We start from the raw sequence: 26297 nt of genomic DNA on the forward strand, positions 1-26297 counted from the left end.
TGCCTGGGACGACGACCAACAAGGACGCGCAATGAAATTTACCGGCACCAAGGACTATGTTGCGACCGACGATCTCAAGGTCGCCGTCAATGCCTCGATCGTGCTGGAGCGCCCGCTCCTGGTGAAGGGCGAGCCCGGCACCGGCAAGACGGTGCTGGCGGAGGAAGTGGCGAAGGCGCTGAACGCGCCGCTGCTCACCTGGCACATCAAGTCCACCACCAAGGCGCAGCAGGGCCTCTACGAATACGACGCGGTGTCGCGCCTGCGCGACAGCCAGCTCGGTGATAGCAGAGTCTCCGACATCAAGAACTACATCAAGCGCGGCAAGCTGTGGGATGCCTTCACCGCCGAGCAGCGCCCGGTGCTGCTGATCGACGAGATCGACAAGGCCGACATCGAATTCCCGAACGACCTGCTGCTTGAGCTCGACCGCATGGAATTCCATGTCTACGAGACCGGCGAGACGATCAAGGCCAAGCAGCGCCCGATCATGATGATCACCTCCAACAACGAGAAGGAGCTGCCCGACGCCTTCCTGCGCCGCTGCTTCTTCCACTACATCAAGTTCCCCGACGCCGACACCATGGGCCGCATCGTCGACGTCCACTTCCCCGGCATCAAGAAGCGCCTGGTCGAGGAAGCCCTGCGCATCTTCTTCGAGGTGCGCGAGGTCCCCGGCCTGAAGAAGAAGCCGTCCACGTCGGAGCTGCTCGACTGGCTGAAGCTGCTGCTCAACGAGGACATGAGCGTCGAGCAGCTGCGCGAGCGCGACCCGCGAAAACTGATCCCGCCGCTGCACGGCGCGCTGCTCAAGAACGAGCAGGACGTGCATCTGTTCGAGCGGTTGGCGTTCTTGAGCAGAAGGGAAGTGTAGGGGAACTTGTAGGATGGGTAGAGCGAAGCGAAACCCATCACGCTCATTCCGGGACGAGCGGCCGATGGGTTTCGCTGCGCTCTACCCATCCTACGATCTCGCATCTCTACTTCAGACACACCTTCGCAGCCTCGCGGCTCATCTCGCCCGAGCTTTGCTTCAATCTCGCTCCCTCATCAAACAGAGGGCGCAGGGAAGGCCGGGTGCCGGCTGGCACCCGCGGTCCGCTGTGCGCAGGTCGCGCAAAAGGACTGCACAGCGGCATACAGGTGAAGCCCAACACACGGCCTTCCCTGCGCAGTGGTCGGACGGCTTATGCCGCGCTCTCCCGGGAGCCGAATTCCTTCTGGCCTCCCTCACCTTCGCGAATTGACGATGCCGTCCGCCCGGTTGGGCTCGCGCGCATCTCCACGAAAGCTTGACCGTAGCAACGACGGTCAGGACCACACGGTTTTGCCGTACGCGCTCAGCGCCGTCCGTCCACACGTGGCCGCGGACTCACAGGGACTACCCGCCCTGCCCGCAACCGGTCGTGCCGACGCTGCCGCGTCCACCGCAACCCGGCCCGCGCTTCGAACGACTCGCGAACCGCCCCTCTTCGTCGGGCCGGGCTGTTTCGATGTATGCCGCAATTCCGAATTTCGGTAAAGTGGAATATTTTCACAAGATGGGGTTGACGCGTTGCGGGGTGTTTTGCCCGACGGGCAGTTTCGTAGGATGGGTAGAGCGCAGCGAAACCCATCACCTTGCCAAGATCACCGAGGCACGATGGGTTTCGGCTTCGCTCTACCCATCCTACGGCTCCTTCAACTGCGCTCACCGAACTTGGCAACGTCGTCGCGTTGCGACTGATCGCCGGCCCAATCTGCTGGATAGACCCCGAGTTCTACATGGCGATGAAACGACGAAGGCGCCCAATCGCAGACACGATCGACCAGGCCGTGCTTGACGGGATTGATATGCACATAATCGATATGGCGGGCATAATCCTCCTCGTCGCGAATGGTGTGCTCCCAATAGCGGCGCTGCCAAATACCGCGCTCTGCCTTGCCCGCGCGGCTCGCTGAGATCACTTCGTCGGTCACAAGGCTACGAGAGAAGGCGGATTTGATCTGTCGCCAGCGCGTTGCAAAATCACCGTCTCCGTCGGGCATCGTCCAGACGGTGTGAAGATGCTCAGGCAGCACCGCGATCGCGTCGATCGTGAACGGATGCCGTTGACGCGTTTCGCGAAAGGCCGCCCGCAACAGGTCGATGTTCGCCGTCAAGAGCGATTGCCGGCGGTCAAGCAGGTTGACGGTGAAGAAGAAGCTTCCGCCGGGAACGAAGTTGCGCCGATAGGAGGTCATGCCCTACCTTAGCGCAACTTTCGGTAGAATTCACCAATCGTAGGATGGGTAGAGCGCAGCGAAACCCATCTTGCTTCGCGAACGCTGCATGATGATGGGTTTCGCTGCGCTCTACCCACCCTACGAAATCCACCTCACGCCACCGCGGCATCCGGAATGCGCGCGGCTTCCATCGGCGCCTTGCCGCGGATCAAATCCGAGGCGCGGTCGGCGATCATCATGGTCGAGGCGTTCAAATTCGCCGAGATCATGCGGGGCATGACGGAGGCGTCGATGACACGCAGGCCCTCCAGCCCGTGGACGCGGAGCTGGTCGTCGACGACCGCCCAGGTCGAGTCCGCCGGGCCCATGCGGCAGGTGCAGCCGGGGTGGAAGGTGGTGGTGCCGCGTTCGGTGGCGGCGTGCAAAAGTTCGTCGTCGGTGTTGACGTTGGGGCCGGGGAAATCCTCGTAGGCGTAATAGGGCGACAGCGGCGCGGATTTCAGCAGGTTGCGCGCGAGCTTCATGCCGCCGACGATGACGCGGCGGTCGAGCTCGGCGTCGAGATAGTTGGTCTGGATGATCGGCGGCGCGAACGGATCGCTGGAGCGGATGCGGACATAACCGCGGCTCTCCGGGCGCTGCTGCCAGGAGGCCACCGTCATGCCGGGCTCGTCCTCGAGCTGGCCCTGCACGCCTTCCTTGTAGCTCGCCGGCGTGAAGGTGAGCTGGAGATCGGAGCTGTCGGCGCTCTCGCCGGAATGCCAGAAGCAATAGACCATGGTCGGCGACAGCGAGAGCAGGCCGCGGCGCGCAGTCGCCCATTTCAGCGCCTCGATCCACAGCGAGAAGCCGCGGCGAAGCTCGTTGATGGTCTTGATGTCCTTGACGCGCGCCACTGTGCGCGGGGCGTAATGGTCCTGCAGGCCCTCGCCGACCGGCAGCGCGTGACGCACCTGGATGCCGTGGGCGTTCAGCAGATCGGGCGAGCCGACGCCGGAGAGCTGCAGGAGCTGCGGCGAATTATAGGTGCCGCCGGAGAGGATCACTTCCTTGTTGGCGCGCACCTCCACCGGCGTGCCGCCACGGCCGCCCTTGGTGTAGCGCACGCCGACGGCGCGCTTGCCTTCAAAGATGATCTCGGTCGCGTGCGCATGCGTGTGCACATGCACGTTGGGCCGCTTCATCGCCGGCTTGAGGAACGCGGTCGAGCCGGAGACGCGCAGGCCCTTGTCGATGGTGCGCTGGCAGTAGGAGACGCCTTCCTGTTTCGCGCCGTTGTAATCGGGATTGCGGGGAATGCCGAGCGAGACGGCGCCTGCCATGAAGGCTTCGCAGAGCGGATCGCGCCAGTCCATCGTGGTGACCGTCAGCTTGCCGTCGCGTCCGCGAAAAGTATCCTCGCCCTCGCCGACCCGCTTCTCCAGCCGCTTGAAGTAAGGCAGCACGTCGGCATAGCCCCAGCCGCGATTGCCCATCTGCGCCCAGGTGTCGAAATCCATCCGCTGGCCGCGGTTGTAGATGTGGCCGTTGATCGAGGACGAGCCGCCGAGCGTCTTGCCGCGCGGGGCGTAGATGCTGCGGCCGCCGGTGTAGGGACCGGGCTCCTGCTGGTAGGCCCAGTTGATGCTCTTCATGTGGAAGGTCTTGATGAAACCCGCCGGCAGGTGGATGTAGGGATGCCAGTCGCTGGGCCCGGCTTCGAGCACGCAGACGCTGGTGTCGGCATCTTCGCTCAGCCGGCTGGCGAGCACGCAACCCGCCGAACCCGCGCCGATGATCACATAGTCAAATCTATCCATGGTGCCTCGGCCGCCCCTAGCGCGGCTTTTCGTTGAGTTGATAGTTCAGATGCGTTTTCACCGTCGGCCATTCGGCCGCGGTGATGCTGTAGACCACGGTGTCGCGCAGCGTGCCGTTCGGCGCGATCTGATGGCTGCGCAGAATGCCGTCCTGCTTGGCGCCCAAGCGCTCGATGGCGCGGCGGCTCTGGTGGTTGAAGAAGTGCGTGCGGAATTCCACCGCGATGCAATTCAGCGTCTCGAAGGCGTGGGTCAGCAGCAGCAGCTTGCACTGGGTGTTGAGCGGGCCGCGCTGGGCACTCTTGCCATACCAGGTCGAGCCGATCTCGACGCGGCGGTTGGCGGCATCGATGTTCATGTAAGTGGTCTGTCCCACGATCTTGCCGCCGGCGTCGAACACGGTGAACGGCAGCATCGAGCCCGCAGCCTGAAGGCCGAGGCGACGGTCAATCTCCTTGGCGACGTTTTCCGGCGTCGGGATCGCGGTGTACCAGATCGTGTAGAGATCGCCGTCCTTCACGGCCTCCACCAGCCCCTCGCGGTGCTCTTTCGACAGCGGCTCCAGACGGGCGTGCTGTCCACGCAGGGTGATCGGATCAGGCCAGGGCATTGAAGTCTCTCTCCGTTGTCATTGCGAGCGAAGCGAAGCAATCCGGACTGCCAGACCCTCATCCTGAGGAGCTTGCGAAGCAAGCGTCTCGAAGGATGAAGGCCCCGCTGGTGGCCTCGCCCTTCGAGACGCGCGCCAGATGCGCGCTCCTCAGGGTGAGGGTCTGAGAGTTGCCTCGCCTCCCGTACAATGAGGGCTTGGCTCACTTATTCAGAAAATTCAACGGCAAACCGCCGCGCGGCCAGTCCATGGCGATCAGTTCACCCTTGCCGGACAGTGTGATATAGGCGGTTTTCAGCTCGGGGCCGCCGAAGGCGATGTTGGTGGTGACGCGGTCGCCGGTCGGGACCTGCTCGACCAGGGTGCCGTCAGGCGCGATCACCGAGATGCAGCCGGACACGAGGGTGGCGACGCAGACATTGCCGTTCGCCTCGACCGCGAGCGAGTCGAACATCTGGTAGCCGCCGAGGCCGCAGATCGGCTTGCCGCGCTCGCCGCGATAGATCACGTCGCGCGGCTTCAGCGTGCCGGGCGCGGACAGATCGTAGGCCCAGAGCCGCCCCGTGGGCGTCTCCGCGATATAGACGGTGTTCTCGTCCGGCGACAGGCCGATGCCGTTGGCCGGCAGCACGCCGTGCACGACCTCGACGATCTCCTTCATGCCGGGCTTGAGATAGTACATGCCGCCGACGTCCATCTCGCGGGGGCGGCGCTTGCCGAGATCGGAGAACCAGAGGCCGCCATGCTTGTCGAACACCAGATCGTTCGGCCCGCGCAGATCGTGCTCGCCGCATTTGGTGACGACGGTCTCGACCTTGCCGGATTGCAGATCGACGCGCTGGATCGAGCCGCCGAGATAATCCTCGGGCTGCGGGCCCGGCATGATCATCTTGCCGGTCGGGATCCAGGAGAAGCCGCCATTGTTGCAGATGTAGATTTTTCCGTCGGGGCCCATCGCCGCACCGTTCGGGCCACCCGGCACCTTCGCGACGATCTCCTTGCGGCCGTCGGGATGGATGCGGGTCAGGCGCTGGCCGCGGATCTCCACCAGCACCACCGAGCCGTCAGGCATCACGACCGGCCCTTCGGGAAATTCGAGGTCGGTGGCGAGAACGCGGACGTTGGGCGTGGCAGTGGACATGGGTACCTCCCGGCTTGCTTGTTATGGCTTGCACGGGATGTCCGGCGTCGGCCCCTCACGCAAGGTTTGCCTGAGGTTATGACAAAGCCGCTTCCGCTTGCCAAGCAAGCCGGACGGTATGCCAGCGTTGCAACGCAAGGCGCGATGAGCGGCATCGCGCCTTGCATTCTTGTTTGAGCATGATCTTTTCGGAAAACCGCGTCGCACTTTTCCGGATCATGCTACTCTCTTACAGGTATCCAAATCTCGAAGCCGCCATTGCCGGTCGCTGGATCGAACTTTTCGTCATAGCGCTCGAAGTTCGGCGCGTCCGCGGCCTTCAGGCCCGAGGCCGGCAGCCATTGATTCCAGATCGTGTTGACGGTGCGGCGGATCGAGGCGACGTGGTCGGTGTGGGTGAACACCGCATAACGCTGCTCGGGGATGCGGATGCGGCCGAAGCGGCGCGGCAGGTCGGAGAAATCGGCGACCTCGACGCCGGCGATGTAGTCGAAATTGCCGGCATCGTCGCCATTGCAGCAGACGCCATAGGCGACTTGATTTTTCCCTTGATTCTTCCCTTGGCCGACCCGCGCCGGAATATCGGCGACCTCCTGGTGGAAGCGGTGCCACAGGCCGGGAATGGCAGCGCCATTGTCGCAGGAGATCCGCTCGGCGGGACCGGCGACGAGGATGGCCTTTGCGCTTTCGAAACGCGGGGCTTTGAGATTATCGATCATGGTGGAGTCCATGAGGATCGGCTCCTGCAGCTTGAGGTGGCTGACGCATGTCGCGGCCCTGACCGCTTCCGGCGTGGTGCCGAACTGGTCGCGGAACGCGCGGGTGAATGCTTCGTGCGAGCCGTAATCCGCCTCCAGCGCCAGCGACAGAATGTCGGGCGCGCCTTTCGCGAGACTGCGCGCCGCCTCACTCAGCCGCCGTGCGCGCACGTAGCGCATCACCGGATGACCGGTGGCTGCGGCAAACGCGCGCACGATGTGGAACCGCGACACGCCCGAGATCGCAGCGATCTCGTCGAGCGTCATCGGCTCGGCCAGATGGCTCTCGATGTACCAGAGCGCGCGCTGGGCTGGGTTCATGGTGGCCCTCGTTCGAAGCGATCGCGATGATGCACTTGCATTCTCCGCTGCGCTTGATCGGCATTGCTGTCGGCGCATGAGGATAGTCCGGGAATAGCGTCTGGCAACGCCCCGGCATTCCCAGCTACACTGCCTGGAACCGCTCGCCAGAAAGCATGTCACCAAAAGGCTTGGAGGAACCGCGTCATGGAAATCACCGATGTGCGGGCGCACCATATCCGCATCCCCTATGACGCCGGTGTCGCGAGCTTTCGCCAGGGCGCATCCGCAATCTCCGCGCTCGACATGGTGCTGGTCGAGGTGACCACCGATGCCGGGCTGACCGGCTGGGGCGACGCCTTTGCCTATGTCAGCCCGCGCACCACGCGCAGCGCCGTCGAGGAGATGATCGCGCCGCAGGCGCGCGGGCTGAAGGTGCCCGATGCCGCCGGCATTCCCGCGGCCCTGGAACAGATCCAGCGCAACCTGCATCTGTTCGGCCGCTACGGCATCACCATGTTCGCGATCTCAGGGCTCGACATCGCGCTGTGGGACCTGGCCGCGAAGGTCGAGGGCGTGCCGTTGCACCAGCTGTTCGGCGAGACCAGGCGCGCGAAGATTCCCGCCTATGCGAGCCTGCTGCGGATCGGCTCGCCCGAGAACATCGCCGGCGAATGCAGGAAGGCGCTCGCGCTCGGCTATGGCGCGATCAAGCTGCACGAGACCACGACACCAGCGGTATTTGCCGCACGCGAGGCGATCGGGCCCGGCATTCCGCTGATGGTCGACATGAACTGCCCGCTCACAGGCGAGCAGGCGATCGCGTTCGCGAAGGCGTGCAAGGACGCGCAGCCGATGTTTCTGGAAGAGCCGGTCTGGCCGCCGGAAGATTTTGCTGCGCTTGCCGAGGTCCGCAGCAAGGGCGGGCTTGGCGTCGCCGCCGGCGAGAACGCCTGCACCGAATATCAATTCCGCCAGATGATGGAGGCGGGCGCGGTGAGCCATGCGCAACCATCCGTGACCAAGGTCGGCGGCATCACGGAATTCTTGAAGGTTGCGCGGCTGGCCGATCAGCTCGGCGTCAAGATCGTCCCGCACTCCCCTTATTTCGGTCCAGGACTACTGGCGACGCTGCATCTGCTCGCGGGACGCGACGAGGGGCTCGTCGAGATGTTCTATCTCAAGCGCGAGGCCTGCCTCTGGGGCGGCCGCGCCGACGTCGATGCGACCGGCCATGTCGCAGTACCTTCGGGGCCGGGGCTTGGCTACGAGCCCGATCGCGGCGTGATGGAGCGCTATCGCGTGGCGTGATCGCCACGCTTATTTCGCCGCATCCTTCGGCGGCGGCGCGTCCTGCTTCTTCTTCAAATCCTCCGCGAGCTTCGCTTGCGCGGCCTGCAGATCGCCGAGCGTCTTCTGCAAGCCCGCCACCGTCACCTTCAACGCGTCGATCTGGCGACCCGCGGCATCCAGCTTCTGCTGATGATCGAGGTTGAGCCTGGTGATCGTCTTCTGCAGGAAGTCGACATTGCTCTGCAGGCAGCTCGTGCGCCGCTCCATGGTCTTCTCGACCGTGCAGATCTCGATGCCGGGTACGTCCTGCGCCCGGACCGGCGGGGCCGCCAGCGCGGTGAGCAGCAACATCACGACACAAACGCCGGCACTTCGATGCGGCATGCAGGGTTCCTCGTCAAATTGATCACGGCAATGTGCGCTGTTTGCGCACAGCCGTGCGAGGCTACCACACTCGTACCGCATTCTCGCGTTGAGCTTGGCCCTGTTTCCTCGGACGGGGAACGATGATCCGCATGCGGGAGAGTTGGGCGCTCTGTCCGCGGCTTTGTTTAGGGGAGATTTTTGGAATGGCAACGCGCGATAGACGTCTGGCGGAATTCGATGGCGCCGGAGAGCCGCCACCAGGACTGCCGGTCGAAGTCCTGTGTGAGGACCACAGCGGAACGTATCAACTGCCGTTCGCCTGCCGTTACGTCGAAGGACGCTGGCAGAACCACGTTGCCGGCGTCGCGGTCGAAGCGACCGTGATCGGCTGGCGCCTTCCACGCGTGAAGCAATCGGGCCTCGCCTGACGCTCCTGTTTCAAAATGCAACGGGGCCGCGCTCCGGCTTAACGAACGGAACGCGGCCCGAACGAATCACGTCCGAATCAGCCGAATAGTTCCGTACGCGGCTGTTCACGGCTAGATGTCGGCATAGGTTTGCCGGCGCGCACAATATCTATCGGACCGTTGGACTGGCCCGGCCCCGCCGCCGGCGCCAAAGGTTAACGGCGGAAAGGGCATGGCTCCCCTCGCCGCCCCGGGCGACCCCCGCCCCCGAAACGGGCAGCGTGGCGCGAGGCCTGCCTAATATTCGACCTCGAGCTCCTCGATCTCGGCCGGCTCTTCCTTGGCCGCCGCGATCCATTCCTTCATCTCGGGCATGGCCATGATGGTATCGGCATAAGCCTTCAGGCGCGGCTCGAGCTTGACGTCATAGGTCACGAAGCGCGTCACCACGGGCGCGTACATCGCATCCGCCATGGTGCGCCGCGCACCGAACAGGAACGGGCCGCCGGACTTCTCCAGGCAGTCGCGCCAGATGAACCAGACGCGGTCGATGTCGGCCTGCGCGCGCGACCAGATCTTGAAGCCGGGGAAGTGACCCTTCAGGTTGACCGGCAGCGAGGCGCGCAGCGTGGTGAAGCCGGAATGGATTTCGCCGCAAATCGAGCGGCAATGAGCGCGCTGGACGCGGTCGTCGGGCAACAGCCCGGCGTCCGGCATCGCCTCGTTGAGATATTCGGCGATCGCCAGCGTATCCCAGACGACGGCACCCTCGTGCCGCAGGCACGGCACCAGGATCGACGACGACAGCAGCAGGATCTCCGCGCGCGCGGAGGCGTCGTCCGGCGCGGTCACGATCTCCTCGAAATCGAGCCCGGAAAACTTCGTCAGCAGCCAGCCACGCAGCGACCAGGACGAGTAGTTCTTGCTGCTGATGGTCAGTGTCGCCTTCGCCATTGGGCCCTTCCTCAACGCCTGTCACTGGCAGCCCGCCCCGGCTCGCGGCGTGCCCATTACCTGTGCTTCCCGCGAAAGGAGCAGCAAGCGACGTGCCAATTTTGCGGGCGGCCCGGCTCCCGTCTGGCTCCGATATTGCATGGCAGCAGGGGATAGGTGGGCGCTTCAGTATGATGTCGATGTATTATCAGGCTTTTCAGAACCAGATGGACCTGACGGCGCCGTGGCGGGCGGGAGCCTCGTCCGCGCTGAAATTCCTCCATCTGGTGCCGCAAGGCGTGTCGGATCAGGTGGTTGGACGGCTCTCGGCGGCGCTGGAGCTGATCTCACGCTCCACCCTCACCTATAACCGACCCGCCTATGGCATCGACAGCGTCATGGTGGGCAACCGCGAGATCGGCATCACCGAGGAGGTCGCCTATGCGACGCCGTTCGGCTCGCTGCTGCATTTCAAGAAGAATGGCGCGCCGGAGCAGCCGCGCATGCTGCTGGTGGCGCCGATGTCCGGCCATTTCGCTACGCTCTTGCGCGGCACCGTGAAGACGCTGCTGCAGGACCACGACGTCTACATCACCGACTGGCACAATCCGCGCGACATCCCGCGCAGCGAAGGCCGCTTCGGGCTCGACGACTACACCGATCACCTCATCGACTTCCTCGGCCAGCTCGGCCCGCGCCCGCACATGGTGGCGATCTGCCAGCCGTCGGTCTCCGCGCTCGCGGCCGCCGCGGTCATGTGCGAGGGCAATCATCCGTCGCGGCCGGCGACGCTGACGCTGATGGCAGGTCCCATCGACACGCGGATCCAGCCGACCAGGGTCAACGAATTCGCCAAGAGCAGGCCGATCGACTGGTTCGAGCAGAACCTGATCAACTACGTGCCGGTGCAGTGCCGCGGCGCGCTGCGCAAGGTCTATCCCGGCTTCGTGCAGCTCACCGCCTTCGTGTCGATGAACCTCGAGCGCCACATCAAGCAGCACATGGATCTCGCCAACCACATCGCCAAGGGCGAGAAGGACAAGGCGGCGACGATCAAGACCTTCTACGACGAATACTTTGCCGTGATGGACCTGCCGGCCGAGTTCTACATCGAGACCGTGCGCGACGTGTTCCAGGAGCATCTCCTGCCGCAGGGCAAGCTGATGCACCGCGGCCGTCCCGTGAACACCAAGGCCGTCAGCCGCATGGGGCTGATGACGGTCGAGGGCGAAAAGGACGACATCTGCTCGATCGGCCAGACGCTGGCCGCGCAGGACCTCTGCACCGGAGTGCGCGCCTATCGCCGCGTCCACCACATGCAGGCCGGCGTCGGCCATTACGGCGTGTTCTCCGGCAAGCGCTGGAACAACGAGATCTATCCGCTGCTGCGGGATTTCGTGCACGTCAATTCGTAACTGTCATTCCCCGCCGCCAGGACGACCCGCCAGGGAAACGGCGCGCGCCTCATGCTCTTGCGCGAGCAGCTCTTTCGCTTCCACCAATTCGGGAAGGTTGCGCTCCGCCTCGAGCCCGGCGAACACCGGCGCGAGCGCTTCGGATACCGCACCCGCCCGGCCGTTCGTCTTGTGCAGGCGGGCAAGTTCAAGCACGCTGCGCAGCTCGAAGGTCTTCGTCTGCTGGTGTCGCGCGATTTCGAGCGCTCGCTTGATGTCGAGTTCGGCACCGGATTCGTCTGGCGAATCATGACGCCATAGAAGCTTTCCGCGGACACGATACAGCTCGGCATCAAGCCAATGCTGGCCGGACTGTCCGGTCCGGGCGATCAGTTCGTTCAGGATGTCGAGCCCTGCTTCGACCTGGCCCATCTCTGCATTCGCCACCGCGACATGCAGCCCCCAAAACGGTTCGCAGAGGTAGCAATCGTTCTCGTGCAGCAAGGTCCAGCCGTGACGCATATCCGCCAGTCCGGCCGTTCGGTCGCCGGCACGCCACCTGGCCAGTCCATTCAGATAGGTGCCCGCGGCCACATACAGCGGCATCGTGTGGTCGCGCGCGAGACCGAGCGCCAGGATCGTCTCTGTCTGCTGCAGCATGCCGCCGCATACGCCGTCGAACACGGCGCGATGAACCAGCGCATTGGCCCGGGAAAGCGCCCGGGTTTCTCCCGACGCCCCCACCGCTTCGGCGGCGAGCTTGCGCGCGCGTGCAGTGAGACCGAGCGGCCAGAGCACCAGGGCAAGAAATCTCATGATCACGAACGGCAGATCCAGCGCCGAAGCCCTGAATGTCGAGGGATCCGGCTCGGCACCATAGATGGCCAGCGCCTTCTCGAGATGCGTTCGCGCGTTCACATATTCGCCGCCGAACCAGCAAGTGACGCCGCTCGTCCAATGGGCAACCACGGCCGCCACCGGCGAGTCCGGTCGTCGGTCAGCGACGCCCCTGATGGCATCCACAAGCTCCCGCATCGGAGCCAATTCGCCGTGTGTCAGGCAGGCATTGAAAAGGCCCGAATGAACAGGCGCAAGTTCAACGGGATCATCGATGTCGGCTGCGAACCGGCGCGCACGCGTCCATGCCGCGATCGTTTCGGGAGCGCTGTGCCCGAGGCTGCCCCTGAGTGCACGGCCATACGAGATTTGAAGATGCAGCCTGGTCATCATCCGGCGGGGCTCGTCAGGCAGTTCGTCGGCGGCCGCAACGGCCTTGCCGAGATGCGCGACCGCCTCGGAATAGGCAGAACGTTTCAGCGCCTGCTGGCCCGCCTTGCGCCACCATTCGAGGGCGACCTCGCTCAGCCCCGCTTCAGTGAAGTGATGCGCCAGAACTTCCGGCTCGATCTCGGCGACGACCGGAAACTTCTCACGCAGGACCTCGCCAATTCTGGTGTGAAGCAGGTGCCGTTTGCTCTTGAGCAGACTCTCGTAGGCTGCTTCCTGCACGAGGGCGTGCTTGAAACTATAGTTTGCGTCGGGCGGAGCCCCGCGGCGAAGCAGCAGTTCGGCCTCTTCAAGTTGTGCCAGCGCCGCACTCAGCGTCAGATCATCGCGTCCCGCCACGTGCTTCAGCAGCGCGTATGAGAAGTCGCGACCGATGGCGGCGCCTATCTGCGCCACTTCCTTGACTGGAGCGAGCCGGTCGAGCCGCGCCATCAGCGAATCCTGCAACGTGGCGGGAATAGCGAGCGGCGGCAGCGGACTATTCAGGCGATAGCGCCCGGCATCTTCGACCAGCAGGCCGGACTCCAGCACCATCTTGGTCAGTTCCTCGACGAAGAGCGGGACGCCATCCGTCCTGTCGATGATCTGCTTCATCATCTCGCGTGGCAGCTGGCGACCGACGACCACCTGTTCCACCAGCGCGCGCGTGTCCTGCCGATCGAGCCGGTCGAGCCGCAACAGGCCGACATTGGCAAGGCCCGACCAGGAAGGCTCGAACTCCGGCCGGGATGTCATGAGCACGAGGATCGGCAATGCCCTGATCCGATCGACTGCGAGATCAAACAGCTCGAGGCTCGTGGCATCGGCCCAATGCAGATCCTCGCAGATGATCAGCAGGGGCTGATCTCGCGCCAACCCCTCGAGCTGATCGAGAAGGGCGGCAAATGTCTGTCGCCGCTGCTGCGCCGGACTCAAGCCGAGAGGCGGGCAATGGTCGCCGGTTGGAATCGAAAGCAGAGCCGCAATGAGCGGTGTTGCCCGGGCGACCTGCTGTGTTCCAAGCGCCAGCATTGCCTCGAGCTTGTCGAGCCTTTGCTCCGGCGTGTCGTGCGAGCGGATTCCGGCGGCGCGCTCGAGCTGCGCGACAAAGGGATGAAGCGCGCTGTTCGTATGATAAGGCGAACACTGATATCGTACCCGGCGGTGCGTTCCCAACGAGGGGCTTTCGGACAGCGTTGCGACGATGCGCGACTTGCCGATGCCCGCCTCGCCGGAGATCCATACGATCTGGCCGTGGCCCTGCCATGCCTCCCGCTGGCGCGAGAGAATGAATTCGATCTCGTCCTTGCGGCCGACAAAGCCGATCGAGCGCGCGGCACGGACCGCCTCGAAGCGGCTCTCGGACGCGGTCGCTCCTTCCACCGCCCACACCGCGATGGGTTCGCCGATCCCCTTGACTTCGCGGCGGCCGAGATTGCGGAAAGTGAAAAGATCGCCAAGCAGCCGGCGCGTCGATGACGCAACGACGACCGCCCCGGGCTCGGCGAGGCTCTGAAGCCGAGCAGCGAGATTTGGCGTATCGCCGACGGTCGCGTGCTCCTCCGACGCATCTCCACTGATGAGGTCGCCCACCACGACGAGCCCGGTCGCAACTGCAATCCGCAGCTCCACCCGTTCGCCGGCGCCTGTTCTGAGCTGGCCAATTGCGGAGATAATGTCGAGGCCCGCGCGCACCGCACGCTCCGCGTCGTCTTCGTGGGCGCGCGGATAGCCGAAATAGACGAGTATTCCGTCACCGACGAACCTGGCTATGCTGCCGTCGTAAGCGGCGATGACCCGCGCGCATGCGGCGCGGTAGACCCGGATCACTTCCCACATATCCTCGGGATCGAGGCGCGCCGAGAGCACGGTCGAGCCGACCAGATCGCAAAACATGACGGTGAGATGGCGCCGCTCGGCGTCGTGAGGCGGAGCCGGCGATGCGATCAATGCGGCCGGATCGAGGTCGGCAATGGCTCGCTGCATCTTGCGGCGATGACCGAGCAGGACTCCGAGCTTGTCAAAGTCCGCGTCCATCAGCTCGGGGAGGACGCCAACGTCGATCCCGTTCTGGGCAAAACGCTCCGCGTATTGCCCAAGCCCCAGCTTCTCGAGCCACTCCGCAATCTGCATGGCTCACCCATCTCATGGCTGGCGATTAGCAGAATTTGGACCACGGCCGCGCCGAGACAATATCCCAACGCCACCATGATGGCACGTCTTTGCTTTCCGAAAATTAGGTTACTCGTTACCGATGACGCTTCGGTCGGGACACGACCCGATGCGAACGGCCGTGCTACCAAACATCGCCGGCACGCAGCGTTTGATTGCAGAGGTTGCGATGAGCCTTGACGACTCACTCCCGATCTGAAGCCAATCGGCACCGCGCCTTGTGCTCGCATACAATGCCGAGGGGGCGCATTCCGTCATTGCTCGTTCATCGGCGCTTCCTGGCCGCGAGCCATCGTGCCCGCGACAACCTGAAGCGAAGAACCAATCGCCCAGCAGCCGGCAACAAAGCCTATCAGGGCGTTGGATAGATTTTGATCAAGCACAAGAATGCTTATGGAAAGAGTTGCGGCAATCGCCGCGCCGAACGTTCCGGCCGCACTCATGAGTTCAGCCGGCTCGGAACCGTTCCATTCTTCCGAGATGCTCGATTTCGGCCGCCGTGCGGCATTGCCGGACAAATCAATTCCGACATAGTAGCTGAGAGCTCCGTAGAGCATCGTGATCAGCACGATCCAGCCGCTCTCGAACAGCCCGCCTTTCTGACGCAACAGGGTCGCCCCCACATAGAGGCCGCAAGAGGCTCCAACGGCCGCCAGCCCAATTCTTTCAAGGATATGGGCCGACTTGATCAGACTGGAACGGGCGATCCCAAGGCCGCTGAGGTACCTTGTGAGGGAAGATGCGCTCGAAATTGCACTGGTGATCTTCATTGGGGGCTCCTTCTGAGTAATCGGCAGCCTGCCGGCCGACCCCGAATTGAATCTGCCGGGACGCGGTTCTCGATGCCCTTGATTCCAATTTCAGAAAGATCTGTGCTGAGTGATGGGGCTGACTTGCTCGCGAAGGCGAGAGCCAATCCGGGGCTGCGCGCACACCGCCGCGCAGGCATTGCAACTCACCCGTGTCTGTCAGCTAATTCCGGGTGCGGCAATTTCTTCGGGGAGTTGTAGTTCAAAACGTGAGGGATGGACTATGAAGCGGTTCACAGAGCGCTGTTCTCTGTCGCTCCATCCGGTCACAATCTCCGGAGCACGTGTGAAGCTCGCGATCAGGCCGACCACTCCTCGCCCCAGACCTGCACGACATGACCGGGCGAGACTTCGCGGTATTGCCGAACCGGCGGCTGGTAATCCGGCGCACGCACCGGGCTTCTGATCTCGTCGTTGGCGGCTTCGCGCCTGGTGCCGCGACGTGACGGGTCGGGCACCGGCACCGCGGCCATCAGCTTCTTGGTGTAAGGATGCTGCGGATTGCCGAACAACGCAGCGCGCGGGCCGATCTCGACGATCTCGCCGAGATACATCACCGCGACGCGGTGGCTCATGCGTTCCACCACTGCGATGTCGTGGGAAATGAAGAGATAGGCGAGACCCATGCTGGCCTGCAGGTCGAGCATCAGGTTGACAACCTGCGCCTTGACCGAGACGTCGAGCGCGGAGACCGCCTCGTCCGCAACGATCAGCTTGGGCCCGAGCGCGAGCGCGCGCGCGATGCAGATGCGCTGGCGCTGGCCGCCGGAGAATTCATGCGGGAAGCGCGCGGCCATGTCGGCGGTGAGGCCGACGCGCACGAGCAAATCGGCGACCTTGTCGCGCGCCTGCGACGCCGTGGCGAGGCCGTTGGCCAGCAAGGGCGCGGCGATCGCCGTCCCCACCGACATGCGCGGATTGAGGCTCGCGAACGGATCCTGAAACACGATCTGCATGTGCTTGCGGAAGTCGCGCAAGGTGCGGGCGTTCATGGTCAGGACGTCCTGGCCGTCGATCAGGACCGTGCCACTGTCGGGCTCCGTCAGCTTGAGGATCGAGCGACCCGTCGTCGACTTGCCGCAGCCGGACTCGCCGACCAGCGCCAGCGTCTCGCCGGCACGCAATGTGAAGGAGATGTTTTCGACCGCATGGACGCGGCCCGAGACCTTTCCGAACAGGCCCGAGCGGATCGGAAAGCGCGTGGTGAGACCCGCGACTTCGAGCAGCGGACGCTCGGCAGTCGAGACCGTGTCGGGCGTCTCTGTCGGCTCGTCCGAGGTGCCCGTCACCTTGTCGACGATCGGAAACCGCATCGGCCGCGTGCGTCCGTCCATCGAGCCGAGGCGCGGCACGGCGGCGAGCAGTGCGCGCGTGTAGTTATGTGAGGGCGCAGCGAAGATGCGCGCGGTCGCATCGGTCTCCACCGCCTGGCCGCCATACATCACCACCGTGCGGTCCGCGATCTCGGCGACCACGCCCATGTCGTGGGTGATGAAGAGGATCGACATCCCCTCCTCCTGCTGAAGCTCTTTCAGCAGCTCCAGGATCTGGGCCTGGATGGTGACGTCGAGCGCGGTGGTCGGCTCGTCCGCGATCAGCAGCTTCGGCTTGCAGGCCAGCGCCATCGCGATCATCACGCGCTGGCGCATGCCGCCGGAAAAGCGATGCGGATGCTCGTGGAAACGCGATTTCGCCGCGGGGATGCGGACGCGGTCGAGCAGGCGGATCGTCTCCGCCTCCGCCGCCGCACGCGACAGGCCGCGATGCTGGATCAGCGCCTCCGCGATCTGGAAGCCGATGGTGAGCACCGGATTGAGGCTCGTCATCGGCTCCTGGAAGATCATCGCGACATCGTTGCCACGGATGTCCTTCATATCAGCTTCGGGCAGCGTCAGCAGATCGCGCCCGGCCAGCATGATTCGGCCTTCGCTACGGCCGTTCTCCTTCGGAACGAGCCGCATGATCGAGAGCGCGGTGACGCTCTTGCCCGAGCCGGACTCGCCGACGATCGCCACGGTCTCGCGCGGCGCGATCTCGAACGAGACGTTGCGGACAACCGGGATCCATTGCCGCTCGCGCAGGAAGGACGTGGTCAGGCCCGCCACCGACAGAACCGGCGTCTGCGCCTCGGCCACGACTTGATCAGATCTGGTTGCGCCGATGCTCATGCGAAGCCCCTAATAACCCCGCGTGCGATCGACACGCCCCGGCAGCTCCTCGCCGCGGCGGTGGCGCGCGATGACGTCGAGCACGAAATCGACGGCCGTATCCGGCGTGGTCATGCTGGCGTTGTGCGGCGTCAGCAGGATGCGCGGGTGGCTCCAGAACGGATGGCCTGCCGGCAGCGGCTCGGGATCGGCGACATCGAGCACGGCACCGGAGAGCGCACCGCTGTCGAGCGCGGCAAGAAAGTCGGCTTCGACGAGATGCGGGCCGCGTCCGACATTGACGAGCCCCGCACCGCGCGGCAGGCGCGCGAACAGATCGGCGTTGAGGATGCCGCGGGTCTCGTCGGTCAGCGGCAACAGGCAGACGAGGATGTCGGCCTGCGCAAGGAATTCCGGCAAGGTGTCGGCGCCGGCGTAGCAGCTGACGCCTTCGATCTCGCGTGGTGAGCGGTTCCACCCCGACAGCGGAAAGCCGAATGCCCTCAGGCGTTCGAGCACGGCCTGGCCGAGCTGGCCGAGCCCCATCACACCGACGCGCCGGCGCCTGGCCGGCGTGATCCGGATCTCGCGCCAGACCTGCTCCTTCTGCTGATTGATGAAGTGCAGGAGATCGCGATGCAGCCCGAGCACGGCCATGGTGACGTACTCCACCATGGTCTCGGCGATCCCCGGCTCCAGCATGCGGACCAGCGGAATGTGTGCCGGGACCTTGGTGGTGTCGAATTGATCGACGCCGGCGCCGACCGAGAAGACCAGCTCGAGATTGGGAAAATTCGTCGCGATGTCATCCGGCGGCACCCAGGCCACGAGATAGCGCACGTCAGCGGGATTGCCGATGTCGGGCCAGAGCCGGAACGGCACATCCGGCGCACGCTCGGCGAAGAAGGTCGCCCATTCCGCACCGCGCACCATGTTGGCCTTGTAGAGAACGCTCATGCCGCCCTCAGAACGGGCTGACCGGCGCAAGCCGACGGCCGTCGATCATGCGCTTGTGGCTGTAGGGCTCGGGATCGACCAGCGGCGTCGCGCCGGTGACGATGTCGGCGGCAAGCTTGCCGGCGGCGGGGCCGATGCCGAAACCGTGACCGGAGAAGCCAGTGGCGAGGAAGAAACCCGGCAGCGCGTCCACCGGCGAGATCACCGGGATCGTGTCGGGCGTGCAATCGATGGTGCCGCCCCAGGCTTCGGCGATCTCGATGTCCTTCAGTTCCGGGTTCGCCTTGATCAGCGAGGCCAGCGCCGCATTGACCAGCGACATGTCGGGCGCGGGATCGCGCACGCGCTCGGTCTCGAACGGCGACGGCTTGTCGAGGCTCCAGCTGGTGCCGCGCATGATCTGGTCGAAGAACGACTTGCCGAACGAGAGCTTCAGCCCGTTCTTGCGATGCAGATAGGTCGGCCAGAAGGTGCGCGCATAGCGGAACAGGTCGGGCGACAGCTCGACCGTGCCGCGGTTGCGCAGCGCCAGCGTGAAGCCGCCGTCGAGGCGGCGGCGGATGCAGTAGAAATCGGTGCCGAGCGCGCCGGACGTGATCTCCGGCGCCGGCGTGGTCCGGCATGCAGTGGCGTTGACGAGACCGATCGGCAGCTCGATGCCATGGCGGCGGCAGAACAGCGACGACCATGCGCCGCCCGACAGCAGCACCGCCTGCGTGCGAATGGTGCCCTTTTCGGTGACGACGGCGCTGACCTTTCCGCCGGTCGTCTCCAGCCCGCGCGCGGCGCAGCCTTGATGAATGGTGACACCGTGCTTGCGCGCGGCGGTGGCGAGCGCAGGCACGGCCATCGACGGCTCGGCGCGGCCATCGCTCGGCGTGTGCAGGCCGCCGACCCATTTGTCGGTATTGCCCGGCATCCGCTCGGCGACCTCGGCCGGGGTCAGCACGGTGGAATGAACCTGCATCTCGCGCGCGACCGCGGCCCAGCGCTCCCAGCTCGCGAGCTCGTCCTTGCTCTTGGTCAGGAACAGCACGCCGGTGCGGCGGAAGCCGGCATCGACGCCGGCATCGTTCTGCATGTCCCCCCACAGCCGCAGCGCCTCGCGGGCGAGCGGGATCTCCTCACGCGCACGCCCCTGCTGGCGGCACCAGCCCCAATTGCGGCTCGACTGCTCGCCGCCGACATGGCCCTTCTCGACGAGGGCAACGGAGAGGCCCTTCTTCGCGAGATGATACGCCGCGGAGACACCGATCACGCCGCCGCCGATGACGACGACGTCCGCCTGCGCCGGCAGGCGTTCGTCGCTGTTGATACGGGTGAGCGGCGGGGACATGGTGCACTCCTGAAGGTCAGTTCGATCGAGATCTTGTCACGGGATGTTCAGGCGCGGGTCGAGCGCGTCGCGCAGGCCGTCACCGAGGAAATTGAAGCTCGTCACCGCCAGCGTGATGGCAACGCCCGGCGCGATCGCGAGCCATGGCGCGCTGGTCAGGTAGATCTGCGCGTTGTTGAGCATGTTGCCCCAGCTCGCGGCCGGCGGCTGGATGCCGTAGCCGAGATAGCTGACATAGGATTCGAGCAGGATCGCCTTGGCGACGTTCAGCGTCGCCGCCACGACGATCGGCGCGATCGCGTTGGGCACGAGCTCGCGAAACATGATGCGCAGGTTCGACGAGCCGAAGGCGAGCGCGGCGACGGCGAACTCGCGCTCCCGCAGCGATCGCACCTGGGCCTCGACCACGCGCGCCACAGCCATCCACGCGGTGGCTGCGATCAGGATGGTGGTGGTGACGAGGCCGGGCTCGGTGAGCGCGGCGAGCGCGAGCAGCAGGAAGATGGTCGGAAAGCACAGCACGGCATCGACGAGCCGCATCAGGACCGCGCCGACGACGCCGCCGTAGAATCCGGCGAAGGCGCCGACGGCGATGCCGACTGCCATCGCGATCACCATGGCGACGATGCCGATCGAGAGCGAGACGCGTCCGCCCATCATCAGCCGCGCCAGCACGTCGCGACCGAGTTCGTCGGTGCCGAGGATGTGCGCGCCCGACAGCGGCGGCGCGAACCGCTTCATGATGTCGATATAGGTGTCGTCGAACGGCAGCAGGTAAGGCCCGAGCGCCGAGCCGAGCACGAGCACCAGGATGATCACGGCGCCCGCGAGCGCGAGCCGATGCCGGCAGAAGCGCCGCCACGCGGCCTGGCCGGGCGCGACCTGAACGGTGGAGAGTGTCGCAGCCGTCATGCTAGCCCACCCGGATGCGCGGATCGACGACGGCATAGAGGATGTCGGCAATCAGCGAGCCGATCAGCACCATGGTCGCGGAGAACATCAGGATGCCCATCACCACGGGATAGTCGCGATAACCGATCGAATCCAGGAACAGCCGGCCCATGCCGGGCCAGGTGAACACGGTTTCGGCCACCAGCGCGCCGCCGAGCAGGGTCGGAAACTGCAGGCCGGCGACCGTGATCATCGGCAGCAGGGCGTTGCGGAGTGCGTGCACGGTGAGGATGCGCCATTCCGGCATGCCCTTGGCGCGCGCGGTGCGGATATAATCCTGGCCGATCACCTCGAGCATGGAGGAGCGCATGAAGCGGCCCCACATCGCGGTCTCGACCAGCGCCAGCACCATGGCCGGCGCGATCAGGTGATGCAGCAGGTCGAGGAAGGAGCCGTCGCCGATGGTGTGGCGGTTGCCGGCCGGCAGCCAGCCGAGCTTGACGGAGAAGACGTAGATGGCGACGAGGCCGAACCAGAAGGTCGGGATCGACAGCGCGATCATGGCACCGACCGTGGCGAGCGAATCGAACAGCGAGTAGCGCCGGAGCGCGCCTGATATCCCGATCCAGCAGCCCAGCAGCACGGCGATGATGGTCGCCGTCGTCATCAGCTCCAGCGTCGCACCGAGATGCGAGGAGATCACCGACAGCACCGCCTCGCCGTCGCGGTACGACTTGCCCCAGTCGCCTTTCAGCATGCGGCCGAACCAGTCGAGATACTGGATCGGCAGCGGGCGATCGAGGCCGAGCTGCTGGGTGACGCGGTCGAGATCTTCCTGCGTCATCTGCGCCGATGCCGCGAATTGCGACAGCGGACCGCCGGGCGCGAGATGCAGGATGGCAAAGCCGATCGCGGAGACGATCACCAGCAGCATGACCGCCTGCGCCAGACGGTTGATGACGTAACGGGCCATCTCAGGCGATCCAGCCAGCCTGAGGCATCAGGCCCAGTACCATTCGCGGATGTTCCAGCAGTTGATGGACGTGTTGACGTTGGGCCGGAAGCCCTGCAGCCCCTCCTTCACGCCCTCGGCGATGAAACCCTGGAACAGCGGCAGGATCGCGAGATCGTTGCGGATCAGCTTTTGCAGCTCGCCATAGGTCGCCTTGCGCTGCGCCAGGTCGAATTGCCTGGCACCTTCGGCAAGAAGACGGTCGGCCTCTGCGCTCTTGTACTGATAGGTGTTGTAACCGCGGCCGCCCTTGGCGGGAATCGAGCCGGAGCCGAACCGCGGCGTCACGTCGGGATCGCTGCCGAGCATGAAGTTCACGTTCACCAGCACCGAGTTGAACTTCGACTGCTGCCAGAAATCGCCCCAGATCACGGCGGCCGGCATGTTGTTCACGCGCATCGCCGCGCCGATCGCGCGCCAGTCCTGGATCAGAAGCTGCTGGGTCTGCTCGCGCACCGCATTGCCTGAGGTGGTCGAGTTGGTGAATTCGAGCTTCACGCCGCCCTTCTCGCGGACGCCGCCGGAGCCGCGAACCCAGCCGGCTGCATCGAGCAGCGCATTGGCCTTGGCGGGATCGTATTTGTGCTGCGGCAATCCCTGCTGGAACGACCAGGCCTGCTGCGGCACGAAGCTCTCGGTCTGCGTCGGCAGGCCGTAGTTCAGCGCATCGATGATCGCCTGCTTGTTGATGGCGAGATACAGCGCCTCGCGCACCGTGCGGTCGGCGAAGGGACCGAATTCGAGGTTGGGTGCGATATGCTCCACCGAGGACGTCGACGAGACGAAGATCTTGCGGCCCTTCAGCGTCTTCGCCTCCTGCACGAAGTTCGGCAGGATGCCTTGCAGGCCGGTGTAGTCGACCTGACCGGTGCGGAACTGGGTGTAGAGCACGGTGAGGTCGGGGATGTACTTGAAGACCACGCGTTCGACGTAAGGTCCCTTGCCGTGATAGCCGGTGTGCGCGTTCAGCTGGATGTGGTCGCCGGGCACGCGCTCGGCCCAGCGGAACGGGCCGGTGCCGACGGGGGCGTTGTGGAACGGCGAGGAATTCGGGTCCGACACCTTCTCCAGGATGTGCTTGGGCACGATGAAGGTGAGCGACAGGATCGACATGTAGGGCGAATAGGGAGCTTCCATCCGCCAGTGGATCTCGTCGGGCGCGACGACCTTGATGTCCTTGACGAGGTTATGGCCGACGCGGTTGCGGACGCGGAAGTCGGGATTGTTGATCAGCTCCAGCGAGAACTTGACGTCCTCGGCCGTGAACGGCGTGCCGTCGTGCCATTTCACGTCGCTGCGCAGCTTGATCTTCCAGGTCAGGCCGTCCGCCGACAGGCCGCCATTCTCGACCGTCGGCACCTCGCGCGCCAAATCAGCGACGAACTTGCCGTCGGGCTCGATGAACCAGAGCGGCGAGAACACCTGCCACCAGATGCCCTGATCGACCTCGATGCCGGGCATCAAGGGATGGAACACGGTCGGCTCCTGCGACAATGCCGCGATCACCTGCCCGCGCGGCTTGTCCGGCGGATTGGTGGGTCGCTCGGTCTGCGCGAACGCATTGCCCGAAAGCGTCCATCCCGCCGCGGCGCCTGCGCCGAGCTGGAAGAATTGTCGGCGAGTAGGAATGCCGAAATGACGCAGTCCCCCAACGCCGAACTTGCCGGTGCTGTCTGCCATAATCAGTCTCCGTTCCCGCACGCGGCACCTCTCCCGCGCCCCGAGACCCCGGCAAAGGGACAGGAGTGGGCTTTAGTGCTTCTAAATTTTTCAGCCAAAATTTCATCATGACTAAATACAGCTGTCAATCACATTGCTAGGATGCGCGACCTTTTCACACCGCCGCCGGCTATTCCGGCGGCGCGGGAATGCATGGGAGAGCGACATGGATGGTCGCGGCGATACCAACGGTCCGAAGGACGCCCCGGCGATCGAGGCCGACGATGCGGTCGACCAGCGGCTCGGCGAGACCGTGCGGCTGCTGCGCCAGCGCGCGGGCCTGTCGATCCAGGACGTCGCCAACAAGACCGGCCTGTCCAACGGCATGATCAGCCAGCTCGAACGCGCGCGCGCAATGCCGTCGATCCGCACGCTGCGCCTGCTCAGCATCGCGCTCGAGGTTCCCATCTCCTATTTCTTCGAGACCAGCGATCCCGCCGATGTGCAGCGCTACATCGTGCGCAAGAACAACCGGCGCCTGTTGCGGCTCACCGCCAGCGGCGTCGTCAAGGAGGCGCTCACGCCGGAAGGCAAGGGCCAGATGGAGCTCTACGAGCTCACGCTCAATCCCGGCGCCTCCTCCGGTACCGACTTTTTGCAGCACACCGGCGAGAAGGCCGGCTACATCCTGTCCGGCAGCCTGCGGCTGTGGCTCGACAACCAGGCGCATCTGCTGGAAGCCGGCGACAGCTTCCGCTTTCCGAGCATCGTGCCGCACATGTTCGACAACCCGACCCAGCAGTCGGCGCGTGTGATCTGGGTCACGACGCTGCGGCAGACCGATTCGCCGGCAGGTTGAGGCGGAGATTGACCCTCGACGCAGCCGCGGGGAGACTGTAGCTCACGTGAGGCCGGAGCAATCTCCAGGGCGGACGCGGGGGTCCGCAACTGACGTCGTTGGTGTGGGACCATGAAACTCAGGGGGCTTCTGACACTCGCGATGGCCGCGCAGGTCGTCGTCACAGCGGCGGCCCTCCTCGCCTCCTATGCCGTGAGCGGACCGGGATTGGGCATTGCCCAGATCGTCGCCCTCATCGCCAGCGCCGCTGTTGCGGTGCTGCTCGCGCGGCGTTGCACGCGCATGATCGAGGCGTCGCAGGAAAAACGCACCGCCGTGCAACTCGCCGAGCAGGCGCAGATCAGCGCGCAAGTCACCCAAGCCGTCATCAAGACCGCGCTCGATGCCTTCGTTCAAACCGACGAAAGGGGTATCGTCCTGGAGTGGAGCTTTCAGGCCGAGGCGCTGACCGGATGGACGCGAGAGGAGGCGCTCGGCACCGACGTCGTCAACCTCCTCATTGCCGAGCCGCTCCGCGACGGTTTTCGCCAGCGCATGATGCGGCTGCTGCCGGAACTGTCGAACACGCCGATCGGCATCCGGTTCGAGGCGACCCTGCTGCACCGGGAAGGCGACGAGATCCTGATCGAGGCGTCGAGCACGGCGCTCCAGATCGGCGGGCGCACCATCATCAACAACTTCGTCAAGGACGTCACCCAGAAGCGTGCCGCCGAGGAGCAGTTGATCCAGGCGCAGAAGATGGAGGCGGTCGGCCAGCTCACCGGCGGCATCGCCCACGAATTCAATAATATGCTCACCGTGATCACGGGCACGATCGAGATCCTCGCCGACGCCGTGAAGGACAATCCGCCGCTCGCGACCATCACCAAGCTGATCAGCGAGGCCGCCGACCGCGGCGCCGCGCTGACGTCGAGCCTGCTGTCCTTTGCACGCAAGCAGGCGCTGCAGCCGGCCGAGATCGACGTCAACGAGCTGCTCGAAGAGCTCGCGAAGCTGCTGCTGGCGACCTTCGACAAGAAGATCGAGATCGTCACGAAGCTCGACCGCAATATCTGGCTCGCCTTCGCCGACCGCGGCCAGCTCAGCTCGGCGCTGCTCAACCTCGCGATCAACGCCCGCGACGCGATGCTCGATGGCGGGAAGCTGACGCTGACGACGCGCAACGTCGTGTTCGGCGTGCGCGAGGCGGTGGCGGTCGGCGCGGGCTATGCCGGCCACTATGTCGAGATCGAGATCGCCGACAACGGCACCGGCATTCCGCAAGCCATTCTCGAGCGCATCTTCGATCCCTTCTTCTCGACCAAGGATGTCGGCAAGGGCACCGGCCTCGGGCTGAGCATGGTGTTCGGCTTCGTCAAGCAATCCGGCGGCGGCATCAAGGTCAGCTCCGCCGAAGGCCGCGGCACGACCTTCACCATCTATCTGCCGAAGGCCGAGACCAGCACGCTCCGTCCGGCCGGCTATGACGAACGCAAGATCGTGGGCGGAACGGAGACGATCCTTTGCGTCGAGGACGACCGCGACGTCCGCCAGTTCGTCACGGTCCAGCTCGAAAGCCTCGGCTACAAGGTGATCCCCGCCATCAATGCCGCCGACGCGCTCGCCATCGCGGCCAAGGGCACGCCGTTCGATCTGCTCTTCACCGATATCGTGATGGCCGGCGCCCTGAATGGACGGGAGCTCGCCGACCAGATGGTGGCCACGCGCCCCTCGCTGCGGGTGCTGTTCACCTCGGGCTATGCCCACGACGCGCCGCACGGGCCGGGACACGCCACCATGGGCGCACCGCTCCTGACAAAGCCCTATCGCAAGGCGGAGCTCGCCCGCATGCTGCGCCGCTCGCTCGACACCGCGGTCGATTCCGTGGGCGATCCGATCCCGACGCCCTATTCGGTGCAGGCGGAGATGGAAGGCTTCTTGCGCAGGCAAGCCGCCGAAGACGACGACGTAACGCGATCGCGGAAGTAGATTGTCCCGCGACGC

The 26297-nt window shown here is 64.9% G+C and carries 21 protein-coding genes; 6 read left to right on the top strand and 15 right to left on the bottom strand.

Annotation, left to right across the window (positions count from 1 at the left end; all coding sequences use genetic code 11):
* Window positions 1-31: 31 nt before the first annotated feature.
* Window positions 32-874, top strand: a complete 843-nt coding sequence (locus tag VGR99_RS31685; RefSeq protein WP_326903869.1) for a MoxR family ATPase — start codon at window positions 32-34, stop codon at window positions 872-874.
* Window positions 875-1680: 806 nt separating this feature from the next.
* Here the strand turns inward: VGR99_RS31685 and VGR99_RS31690 are convergent.
* From VGR99_RS31690 to VGR99_RS31710, 5 genes are all read right to left on the bottom strand, one after another.
* Window positions 1681-2223, bottom strand: a complete 543-nt coding sequence (locus VGR99_RS31690) for an REP-associated tyrosine transposase (RefSeq protein ID WP_326903870.1) — start codon at window positions 2221-2223, stop codon at window positions 1681-1683.
* Window positions 2224-2357: 134 nt separating this feature from the next.
* Window positions 2358-4004, bottom strand: a complete 1647-nt coding sequence (locus VGR99_RS31695) for a GMC family oxidoreductase (RefSeq protein ID WP_326903871.1) — start codon at window positions 4002-4004, stop codon at window positions 2358-2360.
* A gap of 16 nt (window positions 4005-4020) precedes the next feature.
* Window positions 4021-4614, bottom strand: coding sequence for a GNAT family protein (locus VGR99_RS31700; RefSeq protein WP_326903872.1), 594 nt, complete (start codon window positions 4612-4614; stop codon window positions 4021-4023).
* 202 nt (window positions 4615-4816) lie between these two features.
* Entirely contained in the window at window positions 4817-5755 is a 939-nt protein-coding gene (locus VGR99_RS31705; protein WP_326903873.1) for an SMP-30/gluconolactonase/LRE family protein, read from the bottom strand.
* Between the two features lie 221 nt (window positions 5756-5976).
* A complete protein-coding gene (locus VGR99_RS31710) occupies window positions 5977-6834 on the bottom strand; it encodes an AraC family transcriptional regulator (protein WP_326903874.1) in 858 nt (285 codons plus the stop codon).
* 186 nt (window positions 6835-7020) lie between these two features.
* On the opposite strand from VGR99_RS31710, the gene VGR99_RS31715 reads away from it, so the two are divergent.
* Window positions 7021-8124 (top strand): mandelate racemase/muconate lactonizing enzyme family protein, encoded by a 1104-nt coding sequence (locus VGR99_RS31715; RefSeq protein ID WP_326903875.1) that lies wholly within the window; start codon window positions 7021-7023, stop codon window positions 8122-8124.
* Window positions 8125-8133: 9 nt separating this feature from the next.
* Here VGR99_RS31715 and VGR99_RS31720 read toward each other — a convergent pair whose 3' ends face one another.
* A complete protein-coding gene (locus VGR99_RS31720) occupies window positions 8134-8490 on the bottom strand; it encodes a hypothetical protein (protein ID WP_326903876.1) in 357 nt (118 codons plus the stop codon).
* A gap of 185 nt (window positions 8491-8675) precedes the next feature.
* On the opposite strand from VGR99_RS31720, the gene VGR99_RS31725 reads away from it, so the two are divergent.
* Window positions 8676-8900 (top strand): hypothetical protein, encoded by a 225-nt coding sequence (locus VGR99_RS31725; protein WP_326903877.1) that lies wholly within the window; start codon window positions 8676-8678, stop codon window positions 8898-8900.
* Window positions 8901-9176: 276 nt separating this feature from the next.
* Here VGR99_RS31725 and VGR99_RS31730 read toward each other — a convergent pair whose 3' ends face one another.
* Complete coding sequence (locus tag VGR99_RS31730; protein ID WP_326903878.1) at window positions 9177-9833, bottom strand: glutathione S-transferase family protein; 657 nt, start codon at window positions 9831-9833, stop codon at window positions 9177-9179.
* Between the two features lie 170 nt (window positions 9834-10003).
* Between VGR99_RS31730 and VGR99_RS31735 the strand changes: the two genes are divergently transcribed.
* Window positions 10004-11227, top strand: a complete 1224-nt coding sequence (locus VGR99_RS31735; protein WP_326903879.1) for a polyhydroxyalkanoate depolymerase — start codon at window positions 10004-10006, stop codon at window positions 11225-11227.
* Between the two features lie 3 nt (window positions 11228-11230).
* On the opposite strand, the gene VGR99_RS31740 is transcribed toward VGR99_RS31735, so the two are convergent.
* From VGR99_RS31740 to VGR99_RS31775, 8 genes are all read right to left on the bottom strand, one after another.
* Entirely contained in the window at window positions 11231-14605 is a 3375-nt protein-coding gene (locus tag VGR99_RS31740; RefSeq protein WP_326903880.1) for an adenylate/guanylate cyclase domain-containing protein, read from the bottom strand.
* Window positions 14606-14898: 293 nt separating this feature from the next.
* Window positions 14899-15414: a hypothetical protein gene (locus tag VGR99_RS31745; RefSeq protein WP_326903881.1), complete on the bottom strand. Its 516-nt coding sequence runs from the start codon at window positions 15412-15414 to the stop codon at window positions 14899-14901.
* Window positions 15415-15752: 338 nt separating this feature from the next.
* A complete protein-coding gene (locus VGR99_RS31750) occupies window positions 15753-17621 on the bottom strand; it encodes an ABC transporter ATP-binding protein (RefSeq protein ID WP_326903882.1) in 1869 nt (622 codons plus the stop codon).
* A 9-nt stretch (window positions 17622-17630) separates the two neighbouring features.
* On the bottom strand, window positions 17631-18557 hold the full coding sequence (locus VGR99_RS31755; protein ID WP_326903883.1) for a glyoxylate/hydroxypyruvate reductase A: 927 nt from the start codon (window positions 18555-18557) through the stop codon (window positions 17631-17633).
* A gap of 7 nt (window positions 18558-18564) precedes the next feature.
* Window positions 18565-19893 carry an FAD-binding oxidoreductase gene (locus VGR99_RS31760; protein WP_326903884.1) on the bottom strand — a complete coding sequence of 443 codons (1329 nt, stop codon included), beginning with the start codon at window positions 19891-19893 and terminating at the stop codon, window positions 18565-18567.
* Window positions 19894-19929: 36 nt separating this feature from the next.
* A complete protein-coding gene (locus tag VGR99_RS31765) occupies window positions 19930-20805 on the bottom strand; it encodes an ABC transporter permease (RefSeq protein ID WP_326903885.1) in 876 nt (291 codons plus the stop codon).
* Window position 20806: 1 nt separating this feature from the next.
* Window positions 20807-21757, bottom strand: coding sequence for an ABC transporter permease (locus tag VGR99_RS31770; protein WP_326903886.1), 951 nt, complete (start codon window positions 21755-21757; stop codon window positions 20807-20809).
* 27 nt (window positions 21758-21784) lie between these two features.
* The gene (locus tag VGR99_RS31775; protein ID WP_326903887.1) at window positions 21785-23476 is read right to left on the bottom strand and encodes a peptide ABC transporter substrate-binding protein; all 1692 of its coding nucleotides are present in this window, start codon (window positions 23474-23476) and stop codon (window positions 21785-21787) included.
* Between the two features lie 205 nt (window positions 23477-23681).
* Between VGR99_RS31775 and VGR99_RS31780 the strand changes: the two genes are divergently transcribed.
* Window positions 23682-24314, top strand: a complete 633-nt coding sequence (locus tag VGR99_RS31780; RefSeq protein ID WP_326903888.1) for a cupin domain-containing protein — start codon at window positions 23682-23684, stop codon at window positions 24312-24314.
* Between the two features lie 111 nt (window positions 24315-24425).
* A complete protein-coding gene (locus VGR99_RS31785; protein WP_326903889.1) occupies window positions 24426-26282 on the top strand; it encodes an ATP-binding protein in 1857 nt (618 codons plus the stop codon).
* The last annotated feature ends 15 nt before the right edge of the window (window positions 26283-26297 follow it).

The organism is Bradyrhizobium sp., from assembly GCF_035935975.1.
Lineage (GTDB): Bacteria > Pseudomonadota > Alphaproteobacteria > Rhizobiales > Xanthobacteraceae > Bradyrhizobium.